Below are 22757 nucleotides of genomic sequence, written 5' to 3' on the forward strand. Positions count from 1 at the left end.
CGGCAATCATGAGGGATTGCCCATGCCATTGCCTTCGCCTCGGTTGCTTGCTATAGTGGGAATTAACAAGGTTCAGGAGGGGCGCAATAATTTGGATGACGAACGGAAATTACAACCAGAAAAATATGCCGAAGTCGCGAAGGTAGTCGCTGCAGCCGACAATGAGCAGGTACTAGATTTTTTGACGCAGATGTTAGTCAAGGATCCGGAGCTAGCGCGAACGTTCAAGCGGCGGACAACTAAACGATCTGCGAGCGAGGCTTTTCAGAGTTATCACGCACAAATTGGCGATATTTTTAACGCTTACATGGATAGTGATGCCTTTATTGATACCTATAATGCTGGCGCGTTTACGGATGAAATCAGGAATTTTGTTGCGGATGACGTGCAGACCTTAATTAATGATCAGCAACTAAGCCTGGCTTTGCGGGTCGTGAACGATTTAGCAACGATGTTAGCTCAGCTGGATATTGATGATTCTGATAGTGAGCTCATCATTCTCAGTCAGGAGTGTTGCGAAGCTTGGGAGAACATCCTTGATCCAGCAAAGCCACCATTGCAACGGCGGGCCTTCAGGTGGTTTCAGAAACGCGCCAGTGAAGAAATGGGACCCCTTGAGGATTCGATTGAATACCTATTATTTAAACGATTTACCACACCTGATTTTTTAGAAAATAAGCTGAGCTGGACGGCACAAAAACTGCATGACGCCGAGCAACTTGAGGATGATTCGGAACGGACCTACTTTGGTGGTAAGTGGGCGGCGTATCATGTACAGGTGATGCAGGAACTTAATCGGCCAGCGAAAGAGGTCGAGCAGTTCTGCGTGGCCAATTTAAGCTACCAACCAGCGTTACAAAATTACGTCGAAAGTTGTGTTCAGCGGCAAGATTACGAGCCGGCAATTCGCATTTTACAAGCGGGTAAAGAGCAGGCGCAGGGTCAGCACGGAAACGTAGCGGGATATAGCCGGCAACTTAGAAAGGTATACCAACAGGCCGGTCAGATAGAAAATTACCAGCACGAATTGTGGCTGTTGCTCACAGCATATGATCCGGCTGATATTGACTTGTACCGAGAATTCAAACAGCTATATTCTCCAGAAGACTGGGTTGGTCAACGTGACAAGTTTTTTAAAGCGTTGCCACTAACGGTGGATCTCAAGCCATTATACGTTGAGGACCAGCTATACGATAAGTTACTAATTGCGGTGATGGCTAATTCAGGCCTGGCAGGCGTCTACACCTATGAAGCACTGTTGAAACCGCGGTACCCTGAACACCTGCTTAAGAAATACAGTCAAACGGCGCAGAATATGGCAAGGAAAACGGGTGACCGCAAGCACTACCGGAAATTGGTTAAAATTTTGCTCCAAATGATGAATTACCCGTCTGGCGGTAATGAAGTGGCACGGCTTATTAAGGAGTGGCGGGTAACCTACGCTCGGCGCCCAGCGATGATGGCGGAACTCGATTGGTTTGACTCAATTCAGTTTTGAGAATAAGAGAAGTGGCTAATCGGTTTGGGCTTTTCGTTTTCAGAGAAGGTAAACGATAAATTGTGATTTCCTCATTGCATTACTGACGTCAGCGGTAGCGAAACACCGCGAAAATAAGTGCAGAATAAAGATGATCACACGCTAAGTTGTTACCAGGGAGCGTGATCATCTTTTTAACGTCCATAGATTTCCGTGGATGACAGCAACGTTGTCTGTCACTCCCATGAAAGCTGAAGTCACTCAGAACGAACTAATCCGCAATGAAATCGGCCACGAGTGCTAGCACGTCATTGCGAGCTGTGCCAGTGAGCGAATGGTTTGCCCCGGACAACAGGTGGAGCGTGCTCTGGGCGTACACGTCATGGTAGCGTTCGGACGCACGATGGGCCACAACCTGGTCGGCATCCCCGTGAATCAGACAGACGGGCCCCGTGAAATTCTGGGCCGTCTCGTAGATGGGGAGCAGCTGTGCCGTCCGTAAATAGAAGCCACCCAGCGTGATGTTCTGGTCAAGGGGGAGTTGCGCAGGGATGTGTTGGGGATCGTAGACTAAGCCGCGAGTGTGGCCGGCTAGCGCGTCGTCCTTGAGCGTGGCAGCTGGCGCCATGAGCACCAATTTGTGAATCAAATCAGCATCGTACCCCGCTACCATACTGGCGACGACACCACCCTGAGAGTGCCCTAGCAAATCAATGTGTTGCGGGGCCAGCCGGGTCTGTACCGCCGTCAACACCGCCTGGGCGTCAGCGATTTCGTTCAAAACGGTCATGTCGGCGAAGGCCCCGTCACTTTTACCACACCCGTTGAAATCGAAACGCACGGTGCCCACGCCAAGGCTTCGTAAACGTTTTGCCAGCTGGACCAGTAGTGATGAGGCCGTGTAGCCGCGGTCGCTGATAAAGCCATGAAGGAGGATGGCAATCGTGCCCGTTGGTTGCGGGGCGGGTTCATAGATGCCAGCTAGGGTGAGGCCATCTCGTGTGACGTTAAATTCCAAGGTTAAAACTCCCTTTCATGCTTGCAGATATGATTAATATAGTTGAAAAAAGGCGATTTGTCACTGGGTTATCGTGTCAGGGGAGCTTATGAGAAAGAAGGTCAACCACTAAGGAGATTCCTTGGCGACTGACCTTCTTGTTTAGTCCGTCATATATTTCTGTGGATGGCTCAACTTGTGATAGTTCTTCTGGTTAAGCTTCACGACACCGCCGCCAACCACCGGAACGCCGGAGAGCTTGGCATACCGCGTGTTGGCGTAAACCTGGATGGTTAATTTAACGTCGTGCTTAGCGTGGTGCATGACGTAACGGTAGCTGGGACGCGCGTTCGCTGGAATCTTTTGCTTTGAAAGATTATTGTAATTTTGGGGGATGCGAGCAACGATGGTCCTGCTCTGCTTCCCCGTGACAGCGTAAATCTGCTGGTTCTTCGCGTTATAAATTTTTAGGTAGTCGCTGCCATGAGTCCCCGTACTGATGGTGGTGCAGCCGCCTAAAGTCAACAACGTCGGAACGCCGATGATGAGTGGTATTAATTTGTGTGACATTGGTTCGTCCTCCCTAAGATTAACCTGGTAAATAGCCCCTTGCCACTACCAGTATAGCATGAAAGGATTACGGGACTATGCATTGCTGGCAATTAGCGCGCAAGCCTTGTAAATGGCTTTAGATGCCCGAACGGGAGATGCCAGAGGTCGCCGGGAAATACCGGGAGATACCAACTGAATTCGGCTTGAGAATCTTGGTCTTGGTGACGCTCCAGTCGATTGCGGGAACAACAGCCGGCAAAAGTGTCAGATTACTGTGAAGATGAGAATCTTTATCACTATCAGGTCGGCAAAACTAGTTTTATCCGACTGCTCAAGTCATGCTGATTGGCTAAATATTAGGCCGAAATTTTCTAAAAATCAGTGTACATCCTTGAAACACCGGCACTTAGCAATCCGTCGCCTAGTGAGCAAGTGGTCACTCCCCTAAAACATTGTGCCTTTTAGAGTATCTTAATATATTACAGTCGAAATTCCATTGACATAGTTCTGTAATATTTGTATGATAGCTGTAATCTTTTGGATAGGGGAGTCGAGCATATGAAAAAATCTTTAGTTTTGATGACAGTTTTAGGATTGGTTGCACCCATGGCACTGGCCGTACCAGCGTCCGCTAAGAGCACTACTACCGCGGTAACCACGTCCGCCAAGAAGAGCCAAACGTACACCATCGTTTCTTCCAGCTTCTTCAAGAAGGCCAAGACGGTCCACACCAAGGATGCCAAGCCAGTGGTTTACAAGGCCAGCATCGCTGCTGATCGTCCAACTATGACGCTGACGGCCAAGGGCAACTTAAAGGCCGGCACGACTTACAAAGTGACGAAGCAAGCCAAGCTCAAGTTGAACACCAAGACGCAGAAGTACAGCTACGTTAAGGGCCAAGGCTGGGTTGTTGCCAGCAAGTTAACCGCCGGCAAATTCAAGGCGGCTGATGGTGTGAAAGCCAAGTCAACCAGCTACACAATCGTTTCTTCCAACTTCTTCAAGGCAGCCAAGACGGTACATACCAAGGATGCCAAGCCAGTAGTTTACAAAGCAAGTATTGCCGCTGATCGTCCAACCGCAACGCTGACAGCCAAGGGTAACTTAAAGGCGGGCACGACTTACAAAGTTACGAAACAACTGAAACTCAAAAATTCAGCCAAGAAGACACAGACGTTTAGCTACGTTAAGGGTCAAGGCTGGGTTCTGGCATCTGCCTTAACCAGTGGTCAATTCAAAGCCGCTGACTAGTTGGGGAACTAGTAAAGCACAATGGTCACTGAAGTAAGGGGAGTGAAGCACCAGTCATCCGGGAGATGGCGGTGCTTTTTATTTTGGCTTGATCGGTATGTCTCCAGTTTGAGAAGACTATATATGTAGAATTGTAACCCGTTTGACACGGCCTTATAAACCTCATAGTGTATACTAACAAGTAAACTGGAGGAGATTACATGAACAGACAGAAGCAATGGTGGCTGGCCGCAGTGGTTGGCCTGGCTGTCACGGGGATTGGGGCAACGACGGCCAACGCCGCCACGACTAGCGGCAAGTATTTGTCCGGCAACGTTGGCTACGTGCGGACCAAGCAGGCCATGTACGTGGGCATTTCCAAGAAGACCAATGGCAAATACAAACAGGTCAAGGTGAAGAAGAATACGCTATTGGCGGTTGGGAGCACCCTATCATCGGACGATGGCAACGGTGGCGTGAAGACGACAGCGATGTTCACGTACGGCGTGGTTAATTACAAACGGGCGAAGACGTTGAAGTACAAGGATATGGCCACGATTCCATTTACCAAGGCGAATTTCAAACGGGTCAGCCTAAAGGCGCCGATCCGCACCCAAGTTTTTTTGGCAGGTAAAGGGTATACGGCCAACAGCACGAATACCAAAGCGGCACCAACGGCCGGCTTCTACCTGACACTGGATAATTACCTGCAATACTACAGCAAGGCTGCAATGGCCAAAGACAGGTACCTATTCGGCTCCCGGTGGGCTGACACAACGAACGTGTACAAGCCGACCAGCTCCGTGAAGGTGTCCAAGGTGACGGTGAAGGGGAACACGACCAAGGTCGATTACAACAAGGCGTTACAGGGCCTTCCAAACCGGAAGCTCAGTAAGAATCACTACCGGTTGACGATTACAAACCAACAGACGACGGGGAGCTTGGGCATTCTCCCGGTCGATGACACGTTTGATGCGATTGCCAGTTGGACCAATTACACCGTCAATGGCAAGGCGTATCACTTTGGTGAGATTGAATACGGAAACTAACCTGGTTTGTCCTTCCTGGAGACATGTCCGGTCACGGTGCTTGCGTGGACTACCGAGTCGGTGATCACGCGGGCAAGCTAAAAAGTCCTAACAGTTCTGAGTCATTTCAGAGTCGTTAGGGCTTTTTTTGGCGCTAATGCCTTAATTTTGATAGCGTTTCTGTCCCGTCTTACATTGTTTTTCATGCAATTGACGGAAATAAAAATAATCCCTTGACTTACCATATCCATGGATATATACTATCCGTGGATAATAAAAGTCTTAGGAAAGAGGCCAGTTCATGACAAAAAATATTGTTTTATTAGGCGGCAGTGGTTACATTGGCCGGGAGCTCGTTAAGGCGTGGCGTTCCCGCGTTGCTGATACAGAATTCTGGGTACTCTCGCGTTCGGGCGCCACTCGCTTAGACCTTCCCGGTGTACACGGGGTGGCGGTTGACTTACTACGGCCCCAGCTGGCCGATGACGCGTTGCCGGCCCAGGTCGATTACATCGTCGACCTGGTTGGTGGTCCCAAGGATGATCCGCAAGAGTTGGCGGACTTCAACCGACTGCCGGCCCAATTCATGCAACGACTGGCGGACCAGTACCACCCCACCGCCATGGGCTTCATCGGCGGTAAGCTGGGCCCCAAGGCATTCGTGGCCACCAAACGGGACCTGATTCAGGAACTCCAATCCAGCCCCACGCCACTGGCCGTCGTCGAACCGACGCTGGTCTATGGCGCTGGACGCAAGGACCAAATGACCCGCTTCGTGCCGCTCTTACGGGTCCTGGGTGCGGTCATTCCTAGTCTCCGACCGGTAAAAGTGGACACCGTTGTGATGACTTTATTAAACGAATTATTAGCGAAATAGTGAGGACATTATGAAAATTAGCAAGAGTATTGAACAGGGCATTTACGTCATCTTGATGATGGCCGTCCAGACGGAACACGCACCGCTGAAGAGCCAACTGTTGAGCCAGCGCCTAGAAGTTTCCGATTCTTATTTGAAAAAGATTCTGCGTAAATTGGTGATGGCGGGTCTCATCGAATCGGTTGCCAGCAAGGATGGCGGCTTCGTCATTCACAAGAGCGTGGCGGACATCACGCTCTACGACGTCTGTGCGGCGCTGGACGACCTGGACACGTTAACGTTGCCGACGCTCCATCTGGCGGCGAAGATTTTTCCCGGGGATGCCGCCCACATTCAACGCAGTGAAGACATTGCGGTGGACGCGTTCACGGCCGCTCACGATGCCTATGCCGCGTCGTTGAAGCAGGTGCCGCTGAGCAGTTTTCTGGAAGCAGGCAGTTATGAGACCGGCGTCGTGGATTGGCGCCAACTGTAGGTTATTTGGCCACAGGAATTTTAGTAGTTGTTTGATTACAGGAATTTTAGTAGTTGTTTGATTACATGAATTTTGAAGGAGGACGTTTCAGATGACAAAAGTTGCGATTATTACGGGTGCCGGCAAGGGGATTGGCAAGTCGATTGCCAGTCAGTTGGTTGCGGATGGCTTTCAGGTGGCAATTGCCGATATGGATTACGACAGCGCGGTGGCGACGGCTGACGAGCTGAGTAACGCGCGGGCTTACCGCGTCAACGTGGCGAATCACGACGCCGTGTTCCAGTTGGTGGACCAGGTCGTCCAGGACTTTGGTCAGCTAGACGTCATGATTAACAACGCTGGGATCACCAAGGAAATCATGCTGGAAGACATGGCGGAGGACGATTTTCAGGCGCTGTTCGACGTCAACGTGAAGGGCGTGCTATTCGGCATTCAAGCTGCGGCCGCCCAGTTCAAACGGCAAGGTTCCCACGGGAAGATCATCAACGCCGCCTCGATTGGCGCCTATTCCGTGGCCGAAAAACACAGCGGCTACTCCGCAACTAAATTTGCCGTGCGCTCACTGACGCAGGGGGCCGCCAAGGAATTGGGTGGCGACCAGATCACCGTCAACGCTTACTGTCCTGGCTACGTGGAAACGCCCATGATGGACGCCATTTTGCAGAACTATGCCGAACAGAATGGCACCACGGTTGAAGAAGAGATTGCACGCGGGTCCCAACGAATCGCGTTGCGGCGACCAGAAAAGCCCGAAGACGTGGCGCAGGTCGTGTCCTTCTTGGCGAGTGAAAAGGCCGATTACATTACAGGACAAGCCATTGTGGCCGACGGCGGGGTCATTTACAAATAGCACAGGAGGCGCAGCGTGATGAAAATTTCAATCTGGCATACGGGACTGGTTCGGGTGGACGAAGCCACACCGTTTCGAAATTCCTCGCGGCTACCCCTGGGACTGGGGCGCGGGCGGGAGCACCAGGTGGTGTTGCCGGTGTCCAGCTACCTGATTGAACACCCCAACGGTCCCATCTTAGTGGATGCCGGCTGGAGCCAAAACGTTCGGCGGCATCCCGTCCAAGAGTTGGGGCTAACGCGTTTCGCTGCCAAGCCGGTGTTGCCTGCTGGCTGGTCTGTGACCGAGCACCTGCAGCGGCGGGGGATTCAGACCAGCGACCTCAACAGCGTGTTGATGAGTCATTTGGACACCGATCACGTTAGCGGGCTGCTGGACGTGAATCCCACGCGGCCGGTGTACGTCAGTGGTCGGGAACTGGCCGCTGGCAACGACCGGTTCAATCCGCGCTACGTCAAACGGATGTGGGCGGGTCTACAGATGACGGCGATTCCCTATCAACGGACGCACCACGGACCGTTGGGCTGGTCGTGGGACCTGTTCAACGACGGTCGGATTGAGCTGATCCTGACGCCCGGCCATTCCACTGGGCTGATGACGGTCAAGGTGACTGGCGACGACGGCCATTACGTGCTGCTGGCCAGTGACGTGGGCTACGACCAGTTGAATTTGACCAAGCTCATTTTACCCGGCATTCTAACCAGTGCCACTCAAGAAATGGCGGCACTAGGCTGGGTCCAAGCCTGCGCGGCCGACCCGCGGTGTGACCGGGTGATTTTTAATCATGATCGCCAGGTACGGGAAGGCGTGTTGACGGTTTGAGAGAGTGGGACGAAAGGCGGTTAGCTGGCGAGCATTAAGGCTGACAACTGAAATCAACTACCTTCTGGCATACGTTTTAACAAGTTAAATCAAGAGACGAAAAACGATTGTGACGGCGGTCACGGTCGTTTTTTCAGTTGTAGAGGTTTACCATCCGTGTAGCCCCCAAGTAAGCGTATACTTTAGAGTAAACAAAGGCGATGGTAGCATGAAAAAATGTTTGGTGATGTTGTATCCAGGCTTTTGTAACTTTGAAATTGCGGCGTTGACGGAAATCTTGGCGTTTGAAGAAGACTGGCAGGTCAGCACGGTGGGGGCGGATGCCAAGCTGTATGCGGGAGAGGACGGACTACAGGTCATGGCACAGCAGGCATTTTCGCAAGTGAATCCACTAGATGCCGACTTACTCATCTTGCCGGGGATTGACGACTACCACGTACCGTTAAGCGACCCACGGAACGCGGCGTTCTTAGCGCAACTGGTCGGTGTCACTAAGCGGCCAATTGTCGCGGCCATGTCGAGTTCACCAATTCTGCTGGCGAAGGCCAGCCTGTTAGCCGACACGCAGTTCACTGGCGGTATTTTTGAAGAGACCTATGCGAAGAACCCCTTTATTCCAAAGGAAAACTTGGTACGCCAACCCGGCGTCTTAGATAATGGCATCGTGACCGCCAGTTTTCAGTTCTTCCGGGAGTTCGCCGTCGCGGCGGCCCGAGCCTGTGACATTCCGGTAGGTGATCGGTTCCTGGAACCAGCCCGGACAGACCGACCGACCGTACACGGCGGATGAGCTGACTTATCATTTTCAGGGATGAGAATGACCGTTGAAGTGACTGAGAAAGGTGTGGTCTTGTGGAAAAATTAACGCCGCAAAACGCGCGGAAGAATCTTTATGGCCTCATCCAAGCCGTTAACCGGCAACAGAAGCCAATCCTAATTGCACCAGCTAATGGCAATGGAAAATCAGCTGCGGTGCTCGTCAGTAAAGCGGACTGGGATGCTCTCCAGGAGACGCTTTACCTCGGAAATGCTGGCGTTCTGGCCAGGGTTCGTGAACGCAGGCAGAGTGGCGGGGATGATTTTTTTGAGATTGATGATGTCGATTGGCATGAGTTGTGAGATTTAGAAATGCGTGATGAATGTCCAGAAAGAACAAACGCATCCAGCTCAATCGAAATATGGTGCCTAGTCCAAACCATGAAGAGTCGATGGCGCTCATTCAAAATGAAACTGGAAGACAGTAAAGCACGCCCCCAGAAATAAGGAGGCGTGCTTTTTTAATGTTCTAACATGGTGCTATCACTAGTCCAGCGCCGTCCCTACAAGAACCAGTCTCGCAGGTGGTCAGACATATTCCGTTGAAATTTATTAAACCAGGTCGGATCGGTTTTCGCAATCTCGTCGTACAGGCTTTCGTTTAGCTTGGTGAGAATGGCGCTCAACTGGTCCAGTTCTTCGTCGGACAAGACGTTTAGAAATTCTGGCACCTTCGCGGACTCTGCGGTTGCCGTTTCCCGGCCCTGGTCAGTCAGTCGAATGATGGTCTTGCGGCGATCGGTCGTTGACTTTTCTTTGGTGACCAAGTCTTTTTTGACCAGCTTATTGACAAATTCAGCGGTGGATTGCGCCGTTAAATTTAAGCGGGCGGCTAATTCCTTTTGCGACAAGCCATCCGCCTGGGACAGTGCCAGTAAAATCTTGCCTTGGCCCTGGAACATGGATTGCCGTTCTCCCCGGCGCGGGTGGCCGTGGTGAGCCATTTCATCCGCTATATGCTGGACCATGCCGAATTCAATCAGCTTGCCAGCAGCGTTCTTTTGTTTCAGTAAATTGGGCATGGGTGATACCTCCTAAAACCATTATACCTGCTGGCAAATAAAAAGAAAGTCAGGTGACCTGAATAAAAGTGTTGACGAATTCATCAGGGGGCCTTATAATAATTTTCGTCAGGTAGCCTGACTATTATTTTAAAACTAAGAGGGTAATGTGGATGACGCAAGTACAGGCAATCGATGTGCAACACTTAACGAAAAAATTTGACCAAAAACTGGTCGTGGATGACGTTTCCTTCACCGTCAAGCAAGGGGAAGTCTTCGGCTTGCTGGGACCAAACGGCGCGGGGAAGACCACCATTCTGCGGATGATGACCACACTCCTAAAGGCCACGCAGGGCAGCGTCCAGATCTTTGGTCACGATACCGTTAAGGAAGGGCGGGTGGCCCGCTCACTGTTCGGCCTGACAGGGCAGTACGCCTCGGTCGACGAGGATATTTCAGCGCGGGAAAACTTAATGATCTTCTCGCGACTGAATGGCTTGTCCCGCACGGCTGCCAAAGCGCGGACGACGGAATTGCTAGAGACATTTTCACTGGTTGAGTCAGCCGACAAGTCGCTGAAGAACTTTTCTGGCGGGATGCGGCGCCGTTTGGATTTGGCAGTTAGTTTAATCACGCGACCGGCACTGATTTTTCTGGACGAGCCGACCACCGGCTTGGATCCCCGGACGCGGACGCAGATGTGGGCCACCATTCGGGACTTGGTGGCGCAGGGGTCGACGATTGTCTTAACCACGCAATATCTGGACGAGGCAGATCAGCTGGCCGACCGGGTCGCCGTGATTGACCACGGCAAGTTGGTTAAGATTGGGACGCCCACGGAATTGAAACAGCAGGTGGGCGGCACGACCTTGCAGTTCACTGTCGCACAACCGGCTGAGGTGAATCCGGCAATAAAGTTGTTGGCCGACCGCTTACATGCCGCCGTCCAGCACAGTGGTCAGCGGGTGAGTGCACGGCTGACTGCGGCCACGCAACTCGCCCCCGTGCTGACCGCGCTGCAGCAGGCGCAAATTAGCGTCAGCCATTTAACGGTTCAGGAGCCGTCGCTCGATGACGTCTTCATGGATCTCACCGTTGGCAAAAATTAGAGAGGAAGTTAACGCTTATGGATATCCAAACGCATCGCGGGAACGTGGTCATGAACACGGCGACCATGGCCTACCGTAATTTACTCAAAACAGTGCACAATCCAGACAGATTTATGGACGTTCTGGTCCAACCCATCCTATTCATGGTGATGTTCGGCTACTTGTTTGGCGGCGCCATCGCGGGTGGCGTGCAGGCCTACCTGCCGACCATCGTGCCGGGAATTCTGATTCAGACGATGCTGTCGGCGGCTTCCGGGTCGGGTTCACAGATTAGAGAGGACTTGGACTCCGGCGTCTTCGACCGTTTTAAATCGCTGCCGATGGCTCACATTGCGCCGTTGGCGGGACAGCTCTTCGCTGATAGCTTGCGGCTATTGATTGCGACAATCACTTCGCTGGCCACCGGTTACGTGATGGGCTGGCGACCGGCCGCTGGCTTCGGCTGGGTCGTGATTAGTGGGTTGCTCGCCATCTTCACCGGATGGGCACTCTCCTGGATCTTTGCCCTGCTGGGGTTGCTGGCGAAAAACGCGACAACGGTTCAGAGCTTTTCCATGATTACGATGCTGGTCCTGTCGTTCGTGTCCAACGCATTCATTCCCATCAAGTCCTTGGCAAAGCCAATGCAGGTCGTTGCCAACTTGAACCCCGTCACCCACGTGATCACGGCCATCCGGCAGATGTTGGCGACGGGCAGTTGGACGTCCGAGGCCGTGTTGGTGCTGGTCTTTGGCACTGGAATTGTTTTGATCTTCGCGCCGCTGACGGTTTGGGCTTATAACCGGAATAATTAATGAAAATACATGACAAAAAGACGGTTCATTCCTGGTACAATAGGAACTGAACCATTTTTTTGCCGTCCAATCAGGAAATGAAAATCAAAAGGGGTAGACGAAACTATGGATATTGATCAAGGAATCTTAAACGCTGTCGAGCAAGCAGCACAGGGGGCTCCCAGCGTCCGGGCAAGTAAGCACACCTACACGGAGAAGCAAATTAATGCCGAACTGACACGGGTGATTGGGTTTGCCACAGATTCGACGGTATTGGCGAAAGCTCAGTTTGACTCTGAGGGCTTAAACGACTTTGCCCAAAGTCTCGTGATTTTGCAGATGCGGGTCTTTCACCGCAATCTGAAACAACTGACGGCGGAGTCCTTGGCTGATGTGGTGCTTGTTGGTTTTGCGGCGATTATCAAAGACGCAAATCTACTGACGGGCATGGTTCAAATCGTGCATTTATTCGCCGACTATCTGGAAGAACGGGGCCTGGCCCAATTTGGTTTGACCGCTAAATTTGATGCAGTCATTGAACAACGCCGTCCGGACATTGCCGCGGCGGCTTGGGAAGCGGAGCCGGTATTGGGAAAGCCAGAACTCTTTTCAAATGCCCCGCTGACGCTAGCCCCTTTCGAGGTGACCAACATGTTTGCCCAGACTGAAGTCGGTGATGTCGATTTCAATGACTTCTTAGACCAGATAGCAAGACGGCGCAATCCCGGGCAATTGCGCTTGGCTGAAGGTTTATTCGTGACGGATCACCCCATTTACTATTCCTTGTTGGGCTGGGCAGAGCGCCTGGCTCATGGGTCAGTCAACTTTCCCGAGGAGCAAGTTGACATTTACGTGGGCGCCCTCTGGGCATTTGCGAAGGGCCTAACTACGGCGGGACTCATTGACTTGGCAAAGGTGGTTCACTGGTATTTGAAATTCTGCTTGGACCACGAACTCATTCAAGCGCGCGAGTATGCTAAGTTGCTGAAGTTCAGTAATCGCGGGATTGTGAGAGCCGTTGCGATTGGACCACTCACACCTGACAACATGGACTTGTTTCCACAGTGGCATGAAGAAGGCGTGGCCTTGGCTGATAAAATTTTTACCAAGCCCAATTACACCATTGATGCGGTCAAGGCGGAGAAAATTCTGGGTCAGTTGCATTTACAACCCGTTGCCACGTTGATGGATCCAACGATAAAATTAGTCCTAAAAAAGCCGCTGTCGGAGGACCAAATCATGATGGAACGGCTCCGGGCACGGGACTGGGCCGCTGATACGTCAAAATTACTTGGCAACGCGCTGTCCGCGGAAGACCGTTTGATTTACGAGTTAGCCATTTCCAATATTCACCGCTATATGACGGGCGACTTAAACCGGCAAGTCAAGCAGTGGTCTGGCGACAGCTTGGAAGCGGCCATGATTCACCTGTTTCAAACGGAGGACGGGTTTGACCGCAAGCCGGCCTTCCTGCGGTATTTCCAGCTCTATCTGGGCCGTCTCCACGATGAAGGCGTGATTAAAAGTTGGCCTGCGCTACACAAGGGTCTAGATAGAGCCATGTATGAATATATTTGTTGTAGCACGGTGCGGTTGCTGGCTGAATCCGCGCGTTAATGGCGGATGACTTGGAATTGCCACCTGCGGCTGCCAGAGATTCCGGCTGCTATGGGGACCGCCTGCGGCCTGGGGAGCGGTCCTCCGGCTCGGTTTGAAGCCTGCCAAAGGTCGTCAGTCTCCAAACGCGTCCCACGACGTAACCTGAGAAGAACACTCAGCTAACGTCGTCGCCACAGCTGCCTCCACCTCTGGCCTCCTCCGGTTAGGAGTGTTCTTTAAGATGACATTGCCGTGACAACCGCTGGACTGGCAACGTTTGGCTACCATGGTTTGATACAGCCTAAATTTGGTAAACGGTAGGCCAGCTGGTTTAGACCGTGCCGTCAATATCCAGTGTTATATCCTTACTATGTAGCGGGCTATACCAACAATTTAACCTTTAACCTTTTTAGTTGCCAATTAGACCTGCTTAAAAGATCCGCGGAATTTTCAGACGTCATCGCTCAGCTAAATCATTTTTCATGAGTACGCGGTGGACCCGCAAATCTGATATAGTAGTAGCAAGGCTACGAAAGGAGATCAGCCAATGGACTGGGAAACACTGTTTCAATCTCAGATTCTCAATCGGGGATACGATTACTATCAACGCGGCTTGGTTAGTCAATTTAAGCAAACACCTACCCGCATCACCGGCGTGGTCACGGGCTCCACGACGTACCAGGTCAGCATAGAAATCAGCGGTGGTCGTTTCGTGCAGGGCGATTGTACCTGTCCCTACGCCGCGGAGGGTAAGTATTGCAAACACATGGCGGCGGTTTTATTCACCTGGGAGTCAGCGGCCGACGACACCGACCAGCCAACCGGCAAAGCAACGTCGACGGTCAGTACGCTGGTGGCAAATGCGAGTGACCAACAGGTGCGCGACTTTTTGACGCGAGTCCTGACGGCTGACGGTCGGTTGGCCCAGCAGTTTAAAACCATGGTCAGTCCGGCTGCCAGCAAGGAGGCTTTGCTGGAGTACCGCTTGCTCATCACCAGCCTGTTCCAATCACACATGGACCGCTCTGGCTTCATTGATTATCGCGCGGCAAGGGCCTTTGGCAATGATGTGGCGGACTTTATGCAAGGGGACGTCCAGAAGATGATCATCGACCAACGCTTGGGGCTGGCCTTTGACGTGGTGGCGGTCGTGGCTGAGCGGGTAACCAATTTAGACATCGACGATTCCGATGGCGAAACGATGATCATCGTGCAAGAGTGTGTGGATGCCTGGGAACAAATCGTCCAGCAAGCCGACCTGACCTTGCGTCGCCAAATGTTCCAATGGTTACGGCACAGGCTAGTGACAACATCACAATTGATGGTAAGTTTTCGGATTGGGATAACGCGAATTTAACGACTGGCAATAATGAAGCGACATTTGCTATGGAGAGTAATGGCAAGTACGTTGACGTTTACGTGAACATGAAATACGGTCAGGTACCTGGTTATGGGGATTACATTTTTACCATTAACAATAAGACCTATCATGTTTGGTCTGGTAATATTCCGAGCACGGTGGCCAAAGGGGATATCAAACCTATTACGTTTAGTGGTGGGACCTATAATACTGGGGACCAATATGGGACAGTCGCTAAGGGGTATATCACTAACGATGGGACGCATAGTATTGCTGAATTCCGGGTTGACCTGAGTATGTTTGGCCTCACTAGTTCTGACAACGGTGAAAAAGTATCAATGACTAACCCTAACGTTGGGGGAACAGCTACTACGACGGTTGACGATTTGAGCAACAAGGACGTTAGCGCTGATGTCACGGCGACGTCCGGTGTGATCAATGGGAAGGCTGAGTCCAGTTCCAAGGACACGACGACTACCGATAACAATGCCAATAACGATAATGATAATTTGAATATTAAGATTGACGGCAAGTATGAAGACTGGAAAAACGTCACGTTGACTGAGGGCTATGGTGGATACACAGCAATGGTGAGTGACGGTGACAAGGTCTATGTTTTCGCCAAGATGAAGTATGGCCAGGTTCCCAAAGTCGGCTACAAGTTTGAGTTCAATGGCAAACAGATTTGGGCTTGGGCTACTGACATTCCAGATACCATCGTTAAGAATGGTGAGGCAACCGAGGTTAACTTCTATGCCGGTAATACGGAACAGGATTACAATGCTAATGCTGACTATGGTAAGGTCGGCGTGGGTTATGTGTCGAGCGATAGTGAGGGTCATAGCATTATCGAATTTGAAATTGACACCGGTAAGCTAAAGCTCTCAAGCATGACTGGACAAACCATTACCATGAATAATGCTAGTATTGGGAACGAAAAGGTCACCGTTGCCGGTGGGTCCACGGGTCCCTACGTGATCGCCGGAATCGGCGTGCTCATCGCGGGCTTCGGTTACTGGCGACTCCGCAAGTCGGGTAAACTGAAACGCCGGCAGGACCAGATGTCAGGTAAGTGAGCAAGGTGTCGCTGTGACCGCATTCGTTTGACAAGTTAACTAATAGGACTGGTATTGATGAGAGTAAGTATTCTACTGGGAATCGTGGTGTGGCTGTATATCCTATCAGTGTTAAAACGAGCTCGGCTATCCGCCTATTATTTTATTGCGGGGAGTGCCGGACTCTTCTTTATCCTGACAGCGATTAGCCGGCCGTATTGGGTCTGGTTCTTCACCCACGCAGTCATTCACGGGGTCGCCTTATTCAATGATGTGACGCAATGGTGCACCATTATGTACAAGATGGGACTCGTTTACATCTCAAACTCCGGCAACTCCGTCATCATGTCGATTGACTACGAATGTTCTGGCATCATTGAAACCTGTGCGTTCGTGGCGCTGGTGGCGTTCTTCCCGATGTACAAGCGGCGTGAAAAGGTGTTCTACTCAGTATTTGGCCTACTGTACATCTTTGCCATTAACGTGTTGCGCCTGTGCGTGGTGATTACCTTCGTCCACTTTGGCGGCGGGGAGACCTTCTTCCTGGCCCATTCCATCCTGGGCCGCCTCATCTTTTACGGCCTGATTATTGCCCTGTACTACAACGTCTTTACCTATTCTCAGTTGGCGCAAGGACTGTATCGGGAATTTATCGATTGGAGGCACGATAAACTGTGATGTACTGGATCAATCTAGCACTGACCAGAATGGGATTCTGGATTACGTGGGCGCTGATACCGATTATCGTGGAAATTATTCCCGCAATCGTTTCCACGATAAAATTAATGCGCCTGCACCTCCACCAGCCCAAACTAGTGCCACCCGGAAAATGGCCATGGGTCACGATTATCGTGCCCGTTTACAATTCCGAGGACACCTTATTTGAGTGTATCCGCTCCATCAATGAACAAACGTATCCCAAGAGTGCCATGCAGGTAATCCTGGCCAATAACCAGAGTACCGACGACAGCTTCGGCGCCTACGCCAAGGCCCAGAACACGTTTCCCGAATTAATCCTGCGCTACGTCAACACGGATAAGGGAAAGGCGCGGGCCCTGAACACCGCCATCTACGAGAGCATCGGCATCTACGTCATCAACATCGATAGCGATGGTCTCCTGGAAAAGAATGCCGTCAAGAACATGGTGCTTCAATTTGAAAATGACACCAGCATCGCCGCTATGACCGGGGCCATCCTGCCGAAGTGGCAAATGGTCCAGAACGTCAAGGGCCTTTGGCACAAGATGCTGGCGAAAAATGAATACTACGAGTACGCGCAGGCGTTTCTCTCCGGCCGAACGATTGAGTCCTCGCGGGATCAGTTGTTTACCATGTCGGGGGCCTTCTCCGCGTTTCGCCGGGAAGTCTTGATGGAAACCTTCCTCTACGACATTGACAGTATTGGGGAGGACACCGATATGACCTTTCAGATTCGGACGCGGCTGGGCAAAAAGGTGGTCATCTGTGCCGACGCCATTTTCTACGTCGAGCCCATCTCCGGCTTCTCTGAGCTCTACACCCAGCGGCAGCGTTGGCAACGGGGGGAGTTGGAGGTCACCGAGAACTACATGGCCCAGTCGTCCAGTCTGAAACGCTTCTTCAACAATTTCTTGGTTCGGCGGATGATGATTGATCACACGTTTGTCTTTCCCCGAATGATTTGGACTTTCGCCAGCATCGTGTTGATTGCCTTCGGGTATTCCACGTTGGTGGTGGGGATGTCCTACCTGTTAATCTATTCACTCTACGTGTTCGTGGCGCTGATCAACTTTGCCAGTGTCGCGATCCTGTTGCGCCAGTACCCCAGTGAGCAGCACTACTACCTGCATCTCTGGTGGGTGACGCTGACCCTGCCCATCTACCAGTTCGTCAACTCGTGGATTCGGCTGGTCGGCATCATTAACGCCATGACCACCCAGGCCACCTGGCGGATGCGCGGGATTTCTGAAGAATTTCACCGACTGACCGCCGTCCTCCGTGACGATGGTCATACGCTCCGCGAGCAGTATCGACGGAAACGGCAGCAGCGGAAAGGAAAATGAGTATGAAGCAACGATCCTATAAAATTAAATCATACGTGAACGCCAGTCACGCGGTCCGCTGGAAATCCGGGACCGGGAAGAAGCACAACCACACCTGGGAAATCGTCTGTGAACTGCACGTGTTTGAGGGGATGGTCTCCTTCTTTGACATCGAAAAATCCCTGGGCAAGGCCATCAACGCCTTATCCGGGCAATATTTAAACGACCTGCCAGAATTCAAGACGGTCAACCCCACCGTGGAAAATGTCACGGAATACCTGTTCAACGAAATTGACGGCATCCTGCGCCGGAGCAACGCGGTCCTCCTGCGCATCGAGGTCAGTGACTCGCCAACCCGGTCCTTCTGCATCGACGTGACGGAACGTAAATTCCCAACCGAAGCGGAAGTCGCAGCCGAGGTGGCGAAGCAGGGGAATGGCGATGCGTAGATTCTATCGGTTCAGTCAAGCAGTGATCAACCTCTTTTGGCGCGTCCTGTTTTTTCTGACCCTGTTCTTCGCCGTCACGTCGCCCAACATTATCTTGGGTGACAACAATACGTTTGGGACCAGTACCACGATGCTCACGACCGGGTTGGTGATTGGGCTGGTGGTCATCGCCATCGCAAACTACGCCTATCCGCGGGCCCACGCCTGGCTAGTCCGGGTGTTCATCACGCAACGGCTGCGGACCGGCACGATTCTGCTGGTGATGGTGCTGATTGGACAGATTTTCTTTGTTTATTTCGTGCACCCCAACAGTGGGTTTGACTCGGGGATGTTGCTGCATACGGCGACGGATCCCAGCAGTGTCTTGGACCCGGACATCACGTCTTATTTCAGCCTGAACCAAAACAACTTGCCCATCATGCTGTTCATGCACTGGATCTCAACGACCTTTAATCAAACCACTTGGGAATTCTTTGACTTCATCACCTTATTCTTCGTGGACTTGTCAGCCATCTGTAACTTGGCGAGCGTCTGGGTCCTGAAGAAAAAAGCGCTGGGCGCTGCCATGTACATTCAGGTTGGCTGGTTGGCGGTTTTTCCCAGCATTATCATGCCCTATACTGATGCCTGGGGACTGCCGTTGGTGTCGTTTTACATGCTCTGCTACTTCGTGATGCGAAAGTCCACGATTCATTCCCTGATTCGGGCGTCAGCCGCCAACGGTTTTGGGATTACCGTGATGCTGACGTATTTCATGAAGCCATCATCAATTATTCCGGTGATTGCGATTGTCATTATTGAAATTTTAATGGCGATGGTCAATCACAAACATTTGCACATGGAGGCGTTGTTTATTGCCTTTGCCATGGTCCTCTTCGTTGGCCGTAGCGGCTACGAGACCTATCAATACGTGAATCATAAAGTTGAAAATCAAACGTACATTCAGATTGATAAATCCCGCGCCATCCCGGCCATTCACTTTGCAGCGATGGGGGTCTACGGTCAAGGGGGCTACAGTTGGTGGCAAGCCGTTGAAATGACGTTCTTGCCAACTAAGCAGCAGAAGACGGACTACTCCGTGATGATGCTGAAGAAACGCTTGAAGAAGTTAGGACCAGTCGGGTACCTGAAATTTCTGGTCATGAAGCAGCGCAATAACACCGCTGACGGGACCTTTGGCTGGTTAAAGGAAGGACACTTCTTCCTGGAAAATCAAAAGCCCAATAACAAGGGCATCACCAACAAGCTCAAGAACTTCATTTACCTGTACGGGAGACACATCGCTGACTTCCGGTTTGCGGCCCAGTTGTGGTGGATCACGCTACTAACGATCATTGCACTGGGCTTCGGACCCGAACGCCGGGTCATTCAAATTCTGCGGCTGTCGATGGTCGGGGGCTTTGCCTTCCTGCTCCTGTTTGAAGGTGGCCGGAGCCGGTACATCATTCAGTATTTGCCGATTCTGCTCCTGCTCGCCACCATCTCGTGGGACCGCGCAGTGGCCAACGTCATGCGCCTGGTCAATTGGTACCAGGCAAAGCTGGCCGCGGCGATTGCGGCGGATCGGCCGGGTGAAGAACCCGTGAAGCAGGATTCGGTTGGTTCGGTGAAGTCAGTTAAATAGAAATCACTAGCAGGGCGCTGCCTTCCAATTCGGAGGACGGGTCCTGCTTTTCGTTGTCGTGGCAAAAAAAATTACCTGGGTTTACCCGAAATACTAGCAATCCGCGGGTCCATGAGATAATTGTTGGCGTTTGATGATTGTTGTTCGCCTTTAAGTCTTGTATATTAGACGTGAGCATCAATTAGCGCACATACGTTTGGTGTTGACAAAAATTTTTGCATAAAAATAGAAATAGGATGTGAAATGAAACATGGCAAAAGACGAATTTTTTGAAAGAATTTGGCAGGCCACAAAGGATCTGGACAGTGTTCGCAAGCCGTTACCGAAAGAGATGAGTCAGGAACGAGTTTTCACTGAAATGACTAAAGCTAGGGGCTTTTTACAAGATCAAGCGACGCTAAATAATTTCAGTGGCTATTCGGGCGGGCTAGAAAGCCTATTGGGCACAATCGTTACGGTCCAAGTCCTTTGTTTCAATCGGGATGTTGACCAAATGACGGCTGAGTCTCTAGCAGAGGCCGCGCTGATCGGCTTTAGAACATTTACGTCATCGCCTGAGGAATTAGCAGAACTGGCAAATGCAACAAAATTTTTCTGTGCCTACTTAGAAAAGGCACACTTGGCGGCTAGCGGATTGACGGCCGACTATGAAAAGCGGGTACAAGAGTTACAGCCAGACGTTGCGGCATTCATGAACCAGCCGACATATGCGGACAACGATGATTTTTACAATCACATTTTTGCGAATGATCCCGTCATGTTATTACCGGTAAACCAAGATGACATGTTTGCTCAGGATCAGAACCTTTTTGGCATTGACTTTAATGAGTTTCTGGCCCAGGTGGCTAAGAAACACAATCCGGTGCAACTCCAGCTGGCTTATGTTCTGTTTCTGACGGGATTCCCCATATACTCTATCCTATTGACTTGGGGCGAGCGCCTATCCACGACAACTAAATCTTTGACAGAAGATGAATACAGGTTGCACATCGGGACGCTCTGGTCATTTGCGGATAGATTGACGACGGCTGGAATTGTCGCCCTGTCTATGGTCATTCACCAATTTTTGAAATTCTGTTTAGACAAAGGAAAAATTGATGCGCGGGCGTATGCACTCCTGCTGAAGGCTAGCAATCGGGGTGTCATCAGAAGCGTCGTCATGAGTGATGGCCTGCATTTCCAAAGAGAAGAATGGCGCCAAAAGAGTCAAGAGAGTATCCAATTGGCGGACGCCATCTTTACGAAACCAAACTATACTATTGATGTTGCAAAGGCTGTTGCGCAGCTAGAAGCCCTGAACTGGCAACCGGTCGGCATGGCGGCGGATGCCTTGACCCGGCTAACGTTGAAGAATCCCTTATCAGCGCGGATAATCGCGCGAGACCGAGCTGGTGCTCAAGACCGTTTGACTGAGATCAACCAGGTTCTGGCTAGCACAGTTGCGACAGCGGACCTCACCGTGTATAGCGAGGCCGTTTTGCAGCTGCATACGATTATGACGCAAACGCTACACCGTCAAAAACGACAGTGGACCAAGGACAGTTTGTACGCGGCATTGCTGCAACTCTTTCAGACCAACCGTGAGCTGGATAGTCGCCCGACTTTCTTGCGGTATTTTCAAATCTACTTATTGGAAACGGACCGCGCGGACGCCATTAAGGACTTGGTAGCACTGAATAGGGCTTTAGCACGTTCAAGTGATTTTTACGTGACGACCAGTGCAAACGCATTGGCGGCGAAGGACTAGCCCAGCTTAAAGCACGTTGCACCTTAGATTCGTAAAAATTGTTGATAAAATATTGACTATATCTGATAATGTTAGTCGTCAATAGGTTAAGTTCCCAGTGGACTTAGCCTATTTTATTTGAGAATTTAGTGGGGACGAAAACAACCATAACCAGAGGAGGACAGAGGTGCAGGCGCCGAGCCGGAGAACCGCACCCCAGGCCGCAGGCGGTCCCCATAGCAGCCGGAATCTCTGGCAGCCGCAGGTGGTAATTCTTAGTCAACGGAGTAGCTTTAAGACTGGTTAACGCTCGCTTAAGAAAGACCAGCAATCTGGTAGCGAATCTAAAGGAATTGCTAAACCAGCGCGCAACCTACCAGATTACCGGCAATCGCCGTAGCCATTTGCTATACTCAAGCCACGTTAAGTTGAACGACCCCCACGAGAGGAGCCGTCACAGCTGGGCGTCGGGGTAACCGGTGTGGGCAGAAACAAGGGTAGGTTACCCCAGCAAAATGCACCAAGCTAGCGTCATAAAAGAGGCTGCCGACAGTGATAGCGTTGGCAGCCACTAGGTTAACCAACAGTTAGTGACTAGCCGCTTCGGTCATTTCCAACAGCTTTCCCCGCGAAAGTTGCCGCTGAATGAGCAAACCAATGCGAATAAAGCCGAAAGTCTGCTATACTATGAGCGCAAATGTGATTTTTGCAGGTGCGTTTGTAGGAAAGCTTGCTAGACCAAGCACTAGTTGGTGTTTGACCGGCCGAAATAGTTGGCAATTGACCACTATTTTCCCAGTAAATTCTCATGAAAGCCAATTCATTTCGTAATTGGGACGAACCAATTTACAAAAAGGTTGACTTTTCGAGAAAGTTTAGTATGATTAAAGAATACAAATTAACCTCGATCATCGAT

23 protein-coding genes are annotated in these 22757 nt (G+C 51.2%); 20 read left to right on the forward strand and 3 right to left on the reverse strand.

Annotation, left to right across the window (positions count from 1 at the left end; translation table 11 throughout):
* The first annotated feature begins 91 nt into the window (after nt 1–91).
* Nucleotides 92–1498, forward strand: a complete 1407-nt coding sequence (locus EKM99_RS00935; protein ID WP_125580003.1) for a hypothetical protein — start codon at nt 92–94, stop codon at nt 1496–1498.
* Between the two features lie 250 nt (nt 1499–1748).
* Here the strand turns inward: EKM99_RS00935 and EKM99_RS00940 are convergent, their stop codons facing one another.
* Together EKM99_RS00940 and EKM99_RS00945 are read right to left on the reverse strand one after the other, a co-directional pair.
* Nucleotides 1749–2495, reverse strand: a complete 747-nt coding sequence (locus EKM99_RS00940; protein WP_125580005.1) for an alpha/beta hydrolase — start codon at nt 2493–2495, stop codon at nt 1749–1751.
* 141 nt (nt 2496–2636) lie between these two features.
* On the reverse strand, nt 2637–3044 hold the full coding sequence (locus tag EKM99_RS00945) for a hypothetical protein (RefSeq protein ID WP_125580007.1): 408 nt from the start codon (nt 3042–3044) through the stop codon (nt 2637–2639).
* Between the two features lie 122 nt (nt 3045–3166).
* Between EKM99_RS00945 and EKM99_RS15690 the strand changes: the two genes are divergently transcribed.
* From EKM99_RS15690 to EKM99_RS00985, 9 genes are all read left to right on the forward strand, one after another.
* Complete coding sequence (locus tag EKM99_RS15690; protein ID WP_164511470.1) at nt 3167–3304, forward strand: hypothetical protein; 138 nt, start codon at nt 3167–3169, stop codon at nt 3302–3304.
* 280 nt (nt 3305–3584) lie between these two features.
* Entirely contained in the window at nt 3585–4277 is a 693-nt protein-coding gene (locus EKM99_RS00950) for a hypothetical protein (protein WP_125580009.1), read from the forward strand.
* A 200-nt stretch (nt 4278–4477) separates the two neighbouring features.
* Nucleotides 4478–5305 (forward strand): hypothetical protein, encoded by an 828-nt coding sequence (locus EKM99_RS00955; RefSeq protein WP_125580011.1) that lies wholly within the window; start codon nt 4478–4480, stop codon nt 5303–5305.
* A gap of 280 nt (nt 5306–5585) precedes the next feature.
* The gene (locus tag EKM99_RS00960; RefSeq protein ID WP_125580013.1) at nt 5586–6161 is read left to right on the forward strand and encodes an NAD-dependent epimerase/dehydratase family protein; all 576 of its coding nucleotides are present in this window, start codon (nt 5586–5588) and stop codon (nt 6159–6161) included.
* Nucleotides 6162–6171: 10 nt separating this feature from the next.
* On the forward strand, nt 6172–6636 hold the full coding sequence (locus tag EKM99_RS00965; protein ID WP_125580015.1) for an Rrf2 family transcriptional regulator: 465 nt from the start codon (nt 6172–6174) through the stop codon (nt 6634–6636).
* A 91-nt stretch (nt 6637–6727) separates the two neighbouring features.
* On the forward strand, nt 6728–7486 hold the full coding sequence (locus EKM99_RS00970) for an acetoin reductase (RefSeq protein ID WP_125580017.1): 759 nt from the start codon (nt 6728–6730) through the stop codon (nt 7484–7486).
* An 18-nt stretch (nt 7487–7504) separates the two neighbouring features.
* Nucleotides 7505–8308: an N-acyl homoserine lactonase family protein gene (locus tag EKM99_RS00975; protein ID WP_125580019.1), complete on the forward strand. Its 804-nt coding sequence runs from the start codon at nt 7505–7507 to the stop codon at nt 8306–8308.
* A 208-nt stretch (nt 8309–8516) separates the two neighbouring features.
* A complete protein-coding gene (locus EKM99_RS00980; RefSeq protein WP_225419741.1) occupies nt 8517–9098 on the forward strand; it encodes a DJ-1/PfpI family protein in 582 nt (193 codons plus the stop codon).
* A gap of 62 nt (nt 9099–9160) precedes the next feature.
* Nucleotides 9161–9427 (forward strand): type II toxin-antitoxin system Phd/YefM family antitoxin, encoded by a 267-nt coding sequence (locus EKM99_RS00985; protein WP_125580021.1) that lies wholly within the window; start codon nt 9161–9163, stop codon nt 9425–9427.
* 200 nt (nt 9428–9627) lie between these two features.
* Here the strand turns inward: EKM99_RS00985 and EKM99_RS00990 are convergent, their stop codons facing one another.
* Nucleotides 9628–10146, reverse strand: a complete 519-nt coding sequence (locus EKM99_RS00990; protein ID WP_125580023.1) for a MarR family winged helix-turn-helix transcriptional regulator — start codon at nt 10144–10146, stop codon at nt 9628–9630.
* Nucleotides 10147–10298: 152 nt separating this feature from the next.
* Between EKM99_RS00990 and EKM99_RS00995 the strand changes: the two genes are divergently transcribed.
* The 10 genes from EKM99_RS00995 to EKM99_RS01040 all read left to right on the forward strand — a co-directional run bounded on the left by EKM99_RS00995 (nt 10299) and on the right by EKM99_RS01040 (nt 21862).
* Nucleotides 10299–11234, forward strand: coding sequence for an ATP-binding cassette domain-containing protein (locus EKM99_RS00995; protein WP_125580025.1), 936 nt, complete (start codon nt 10299–10301; stop codon nt 11232–11234).
* Nucleotides 11235–11251: 17 nt separating this feature from the next.
* Nucleotides 11252–12028, forward strand: a complete 777-nt coding sequence (locus tag EKM99_RS01000) for an ABC transporter permease (RefSeq protein ID WP_125580027.1) — start codon at nt 11252–11254, stop codon at nt 12026–12028.
* Between the two features lie 105 nt (nt 12029–12133).
* On the forward strand, nt 12134–13624 hold the full coding sequence (locus tag EKM99_RS01005) for a hypothetical protein (protein WP_125580029.1): 1491 nt from the start codon (nt 12134–12136) through the stop codon (nt 13622–13624).
* 529 nt (nt 13625–14153) lie between these two features.
* Nucleotides 14154–14963 carry an SWIM zinc finger family protein gene (locus tag EKM99_RS01010; protein WP_125580031.1) on the forward strand — a complete coding sequence of 270 codons (810 nt, stop codon included), beginning with the start codon at nt 14154–14156 and terminating at the stop codon, nt 14961–14963.
* Entirely contained in the window at nt 14891–16042 is a 1152-nt protein-coding gene (locus EKM99_RS01015) for a Firmicu-CTERM sorting domain-containing protein (RefSeq protein ID WP_125580033.1), read from the forward strand. The genes EKM99_RS01010 and EKM99_RS01015 overlap by 73 nt, the downstream gene beginning before the upstream one ends.
* A 57-nt stretch (nt 16043–16099) precedes the next feature.
* Entirely contained in the window at nt 16100–16699 is a 600-nt protein-coding gene (gene xrtG, locus EKM99_RS01020) for an exosortase family protein XrtG (protein WP_125580036.1), read from the forward strand.
* On the forward strand, nt 16699–18063 hold the full coding sequence (locus tag EKM99_RS01025) for a TIGR03111 family XrtG-associated glycosyltransferase (RefSeq protein ID WP_125580230.1): 1365 nt from the start codon (nt 16699–16701) through the stop codon (nt 18061–18063). The genes xrtG and EKM99_RS01025 overlap by 1 nt, the downstream gene beginning before the upstream one ends.
* Before the next feature lie 2 nt (nt 18064–18065).
* On the forward strand, nt 18066–18491 hold the full coding sequence (locus EKM99_RS01030; protein ID WP_225419742.1) for a 6-carboxytetrahydropterin synthase: 426 nt from the start codon (nt 18066–18068) through the stop codon (nt 18489–18491).
* Nucleotides 18478–20115 carry a TIGR03766 family XrtG-associated glycosyltransferase gene (locus EKM99_RS01035; protein ID WP_125580041.1) on the forward strand — a complete coding sequence of 546 codons (1638 nt, stop codon included), beginning with the start codon at nt 18478–18480 and terminating at the stop codon, nt 20113–20115. Before EKM99_RS01030 ends, EKM99_RS01035 begins: the two co-directional genes overlap by 14 nt.
* A 250-nt stretch (nt 20116–20365) precedes the next feature.
* Complete coding sequence (locus tag EKM99_RS01040) at nt 20366–21862, forward strand: hypothetical protein (protein ID WP_125580043.1); 1497 nt, start codon at nt 20366–20368, stop codon at nt 21860–21862.
* Nucleotides 21863–22757: the final 895 nt, after the last annotated feature.

Source organism: Levilactobacillus cerevisiae (genome assembly GCF_003946245.1).
Lineage (GTDB): Bacteria > Bacillota > Bacilli > Lactobacillales > Lactobacillaceae > Levilactobacillus > Levilactobacillus cerevisiae.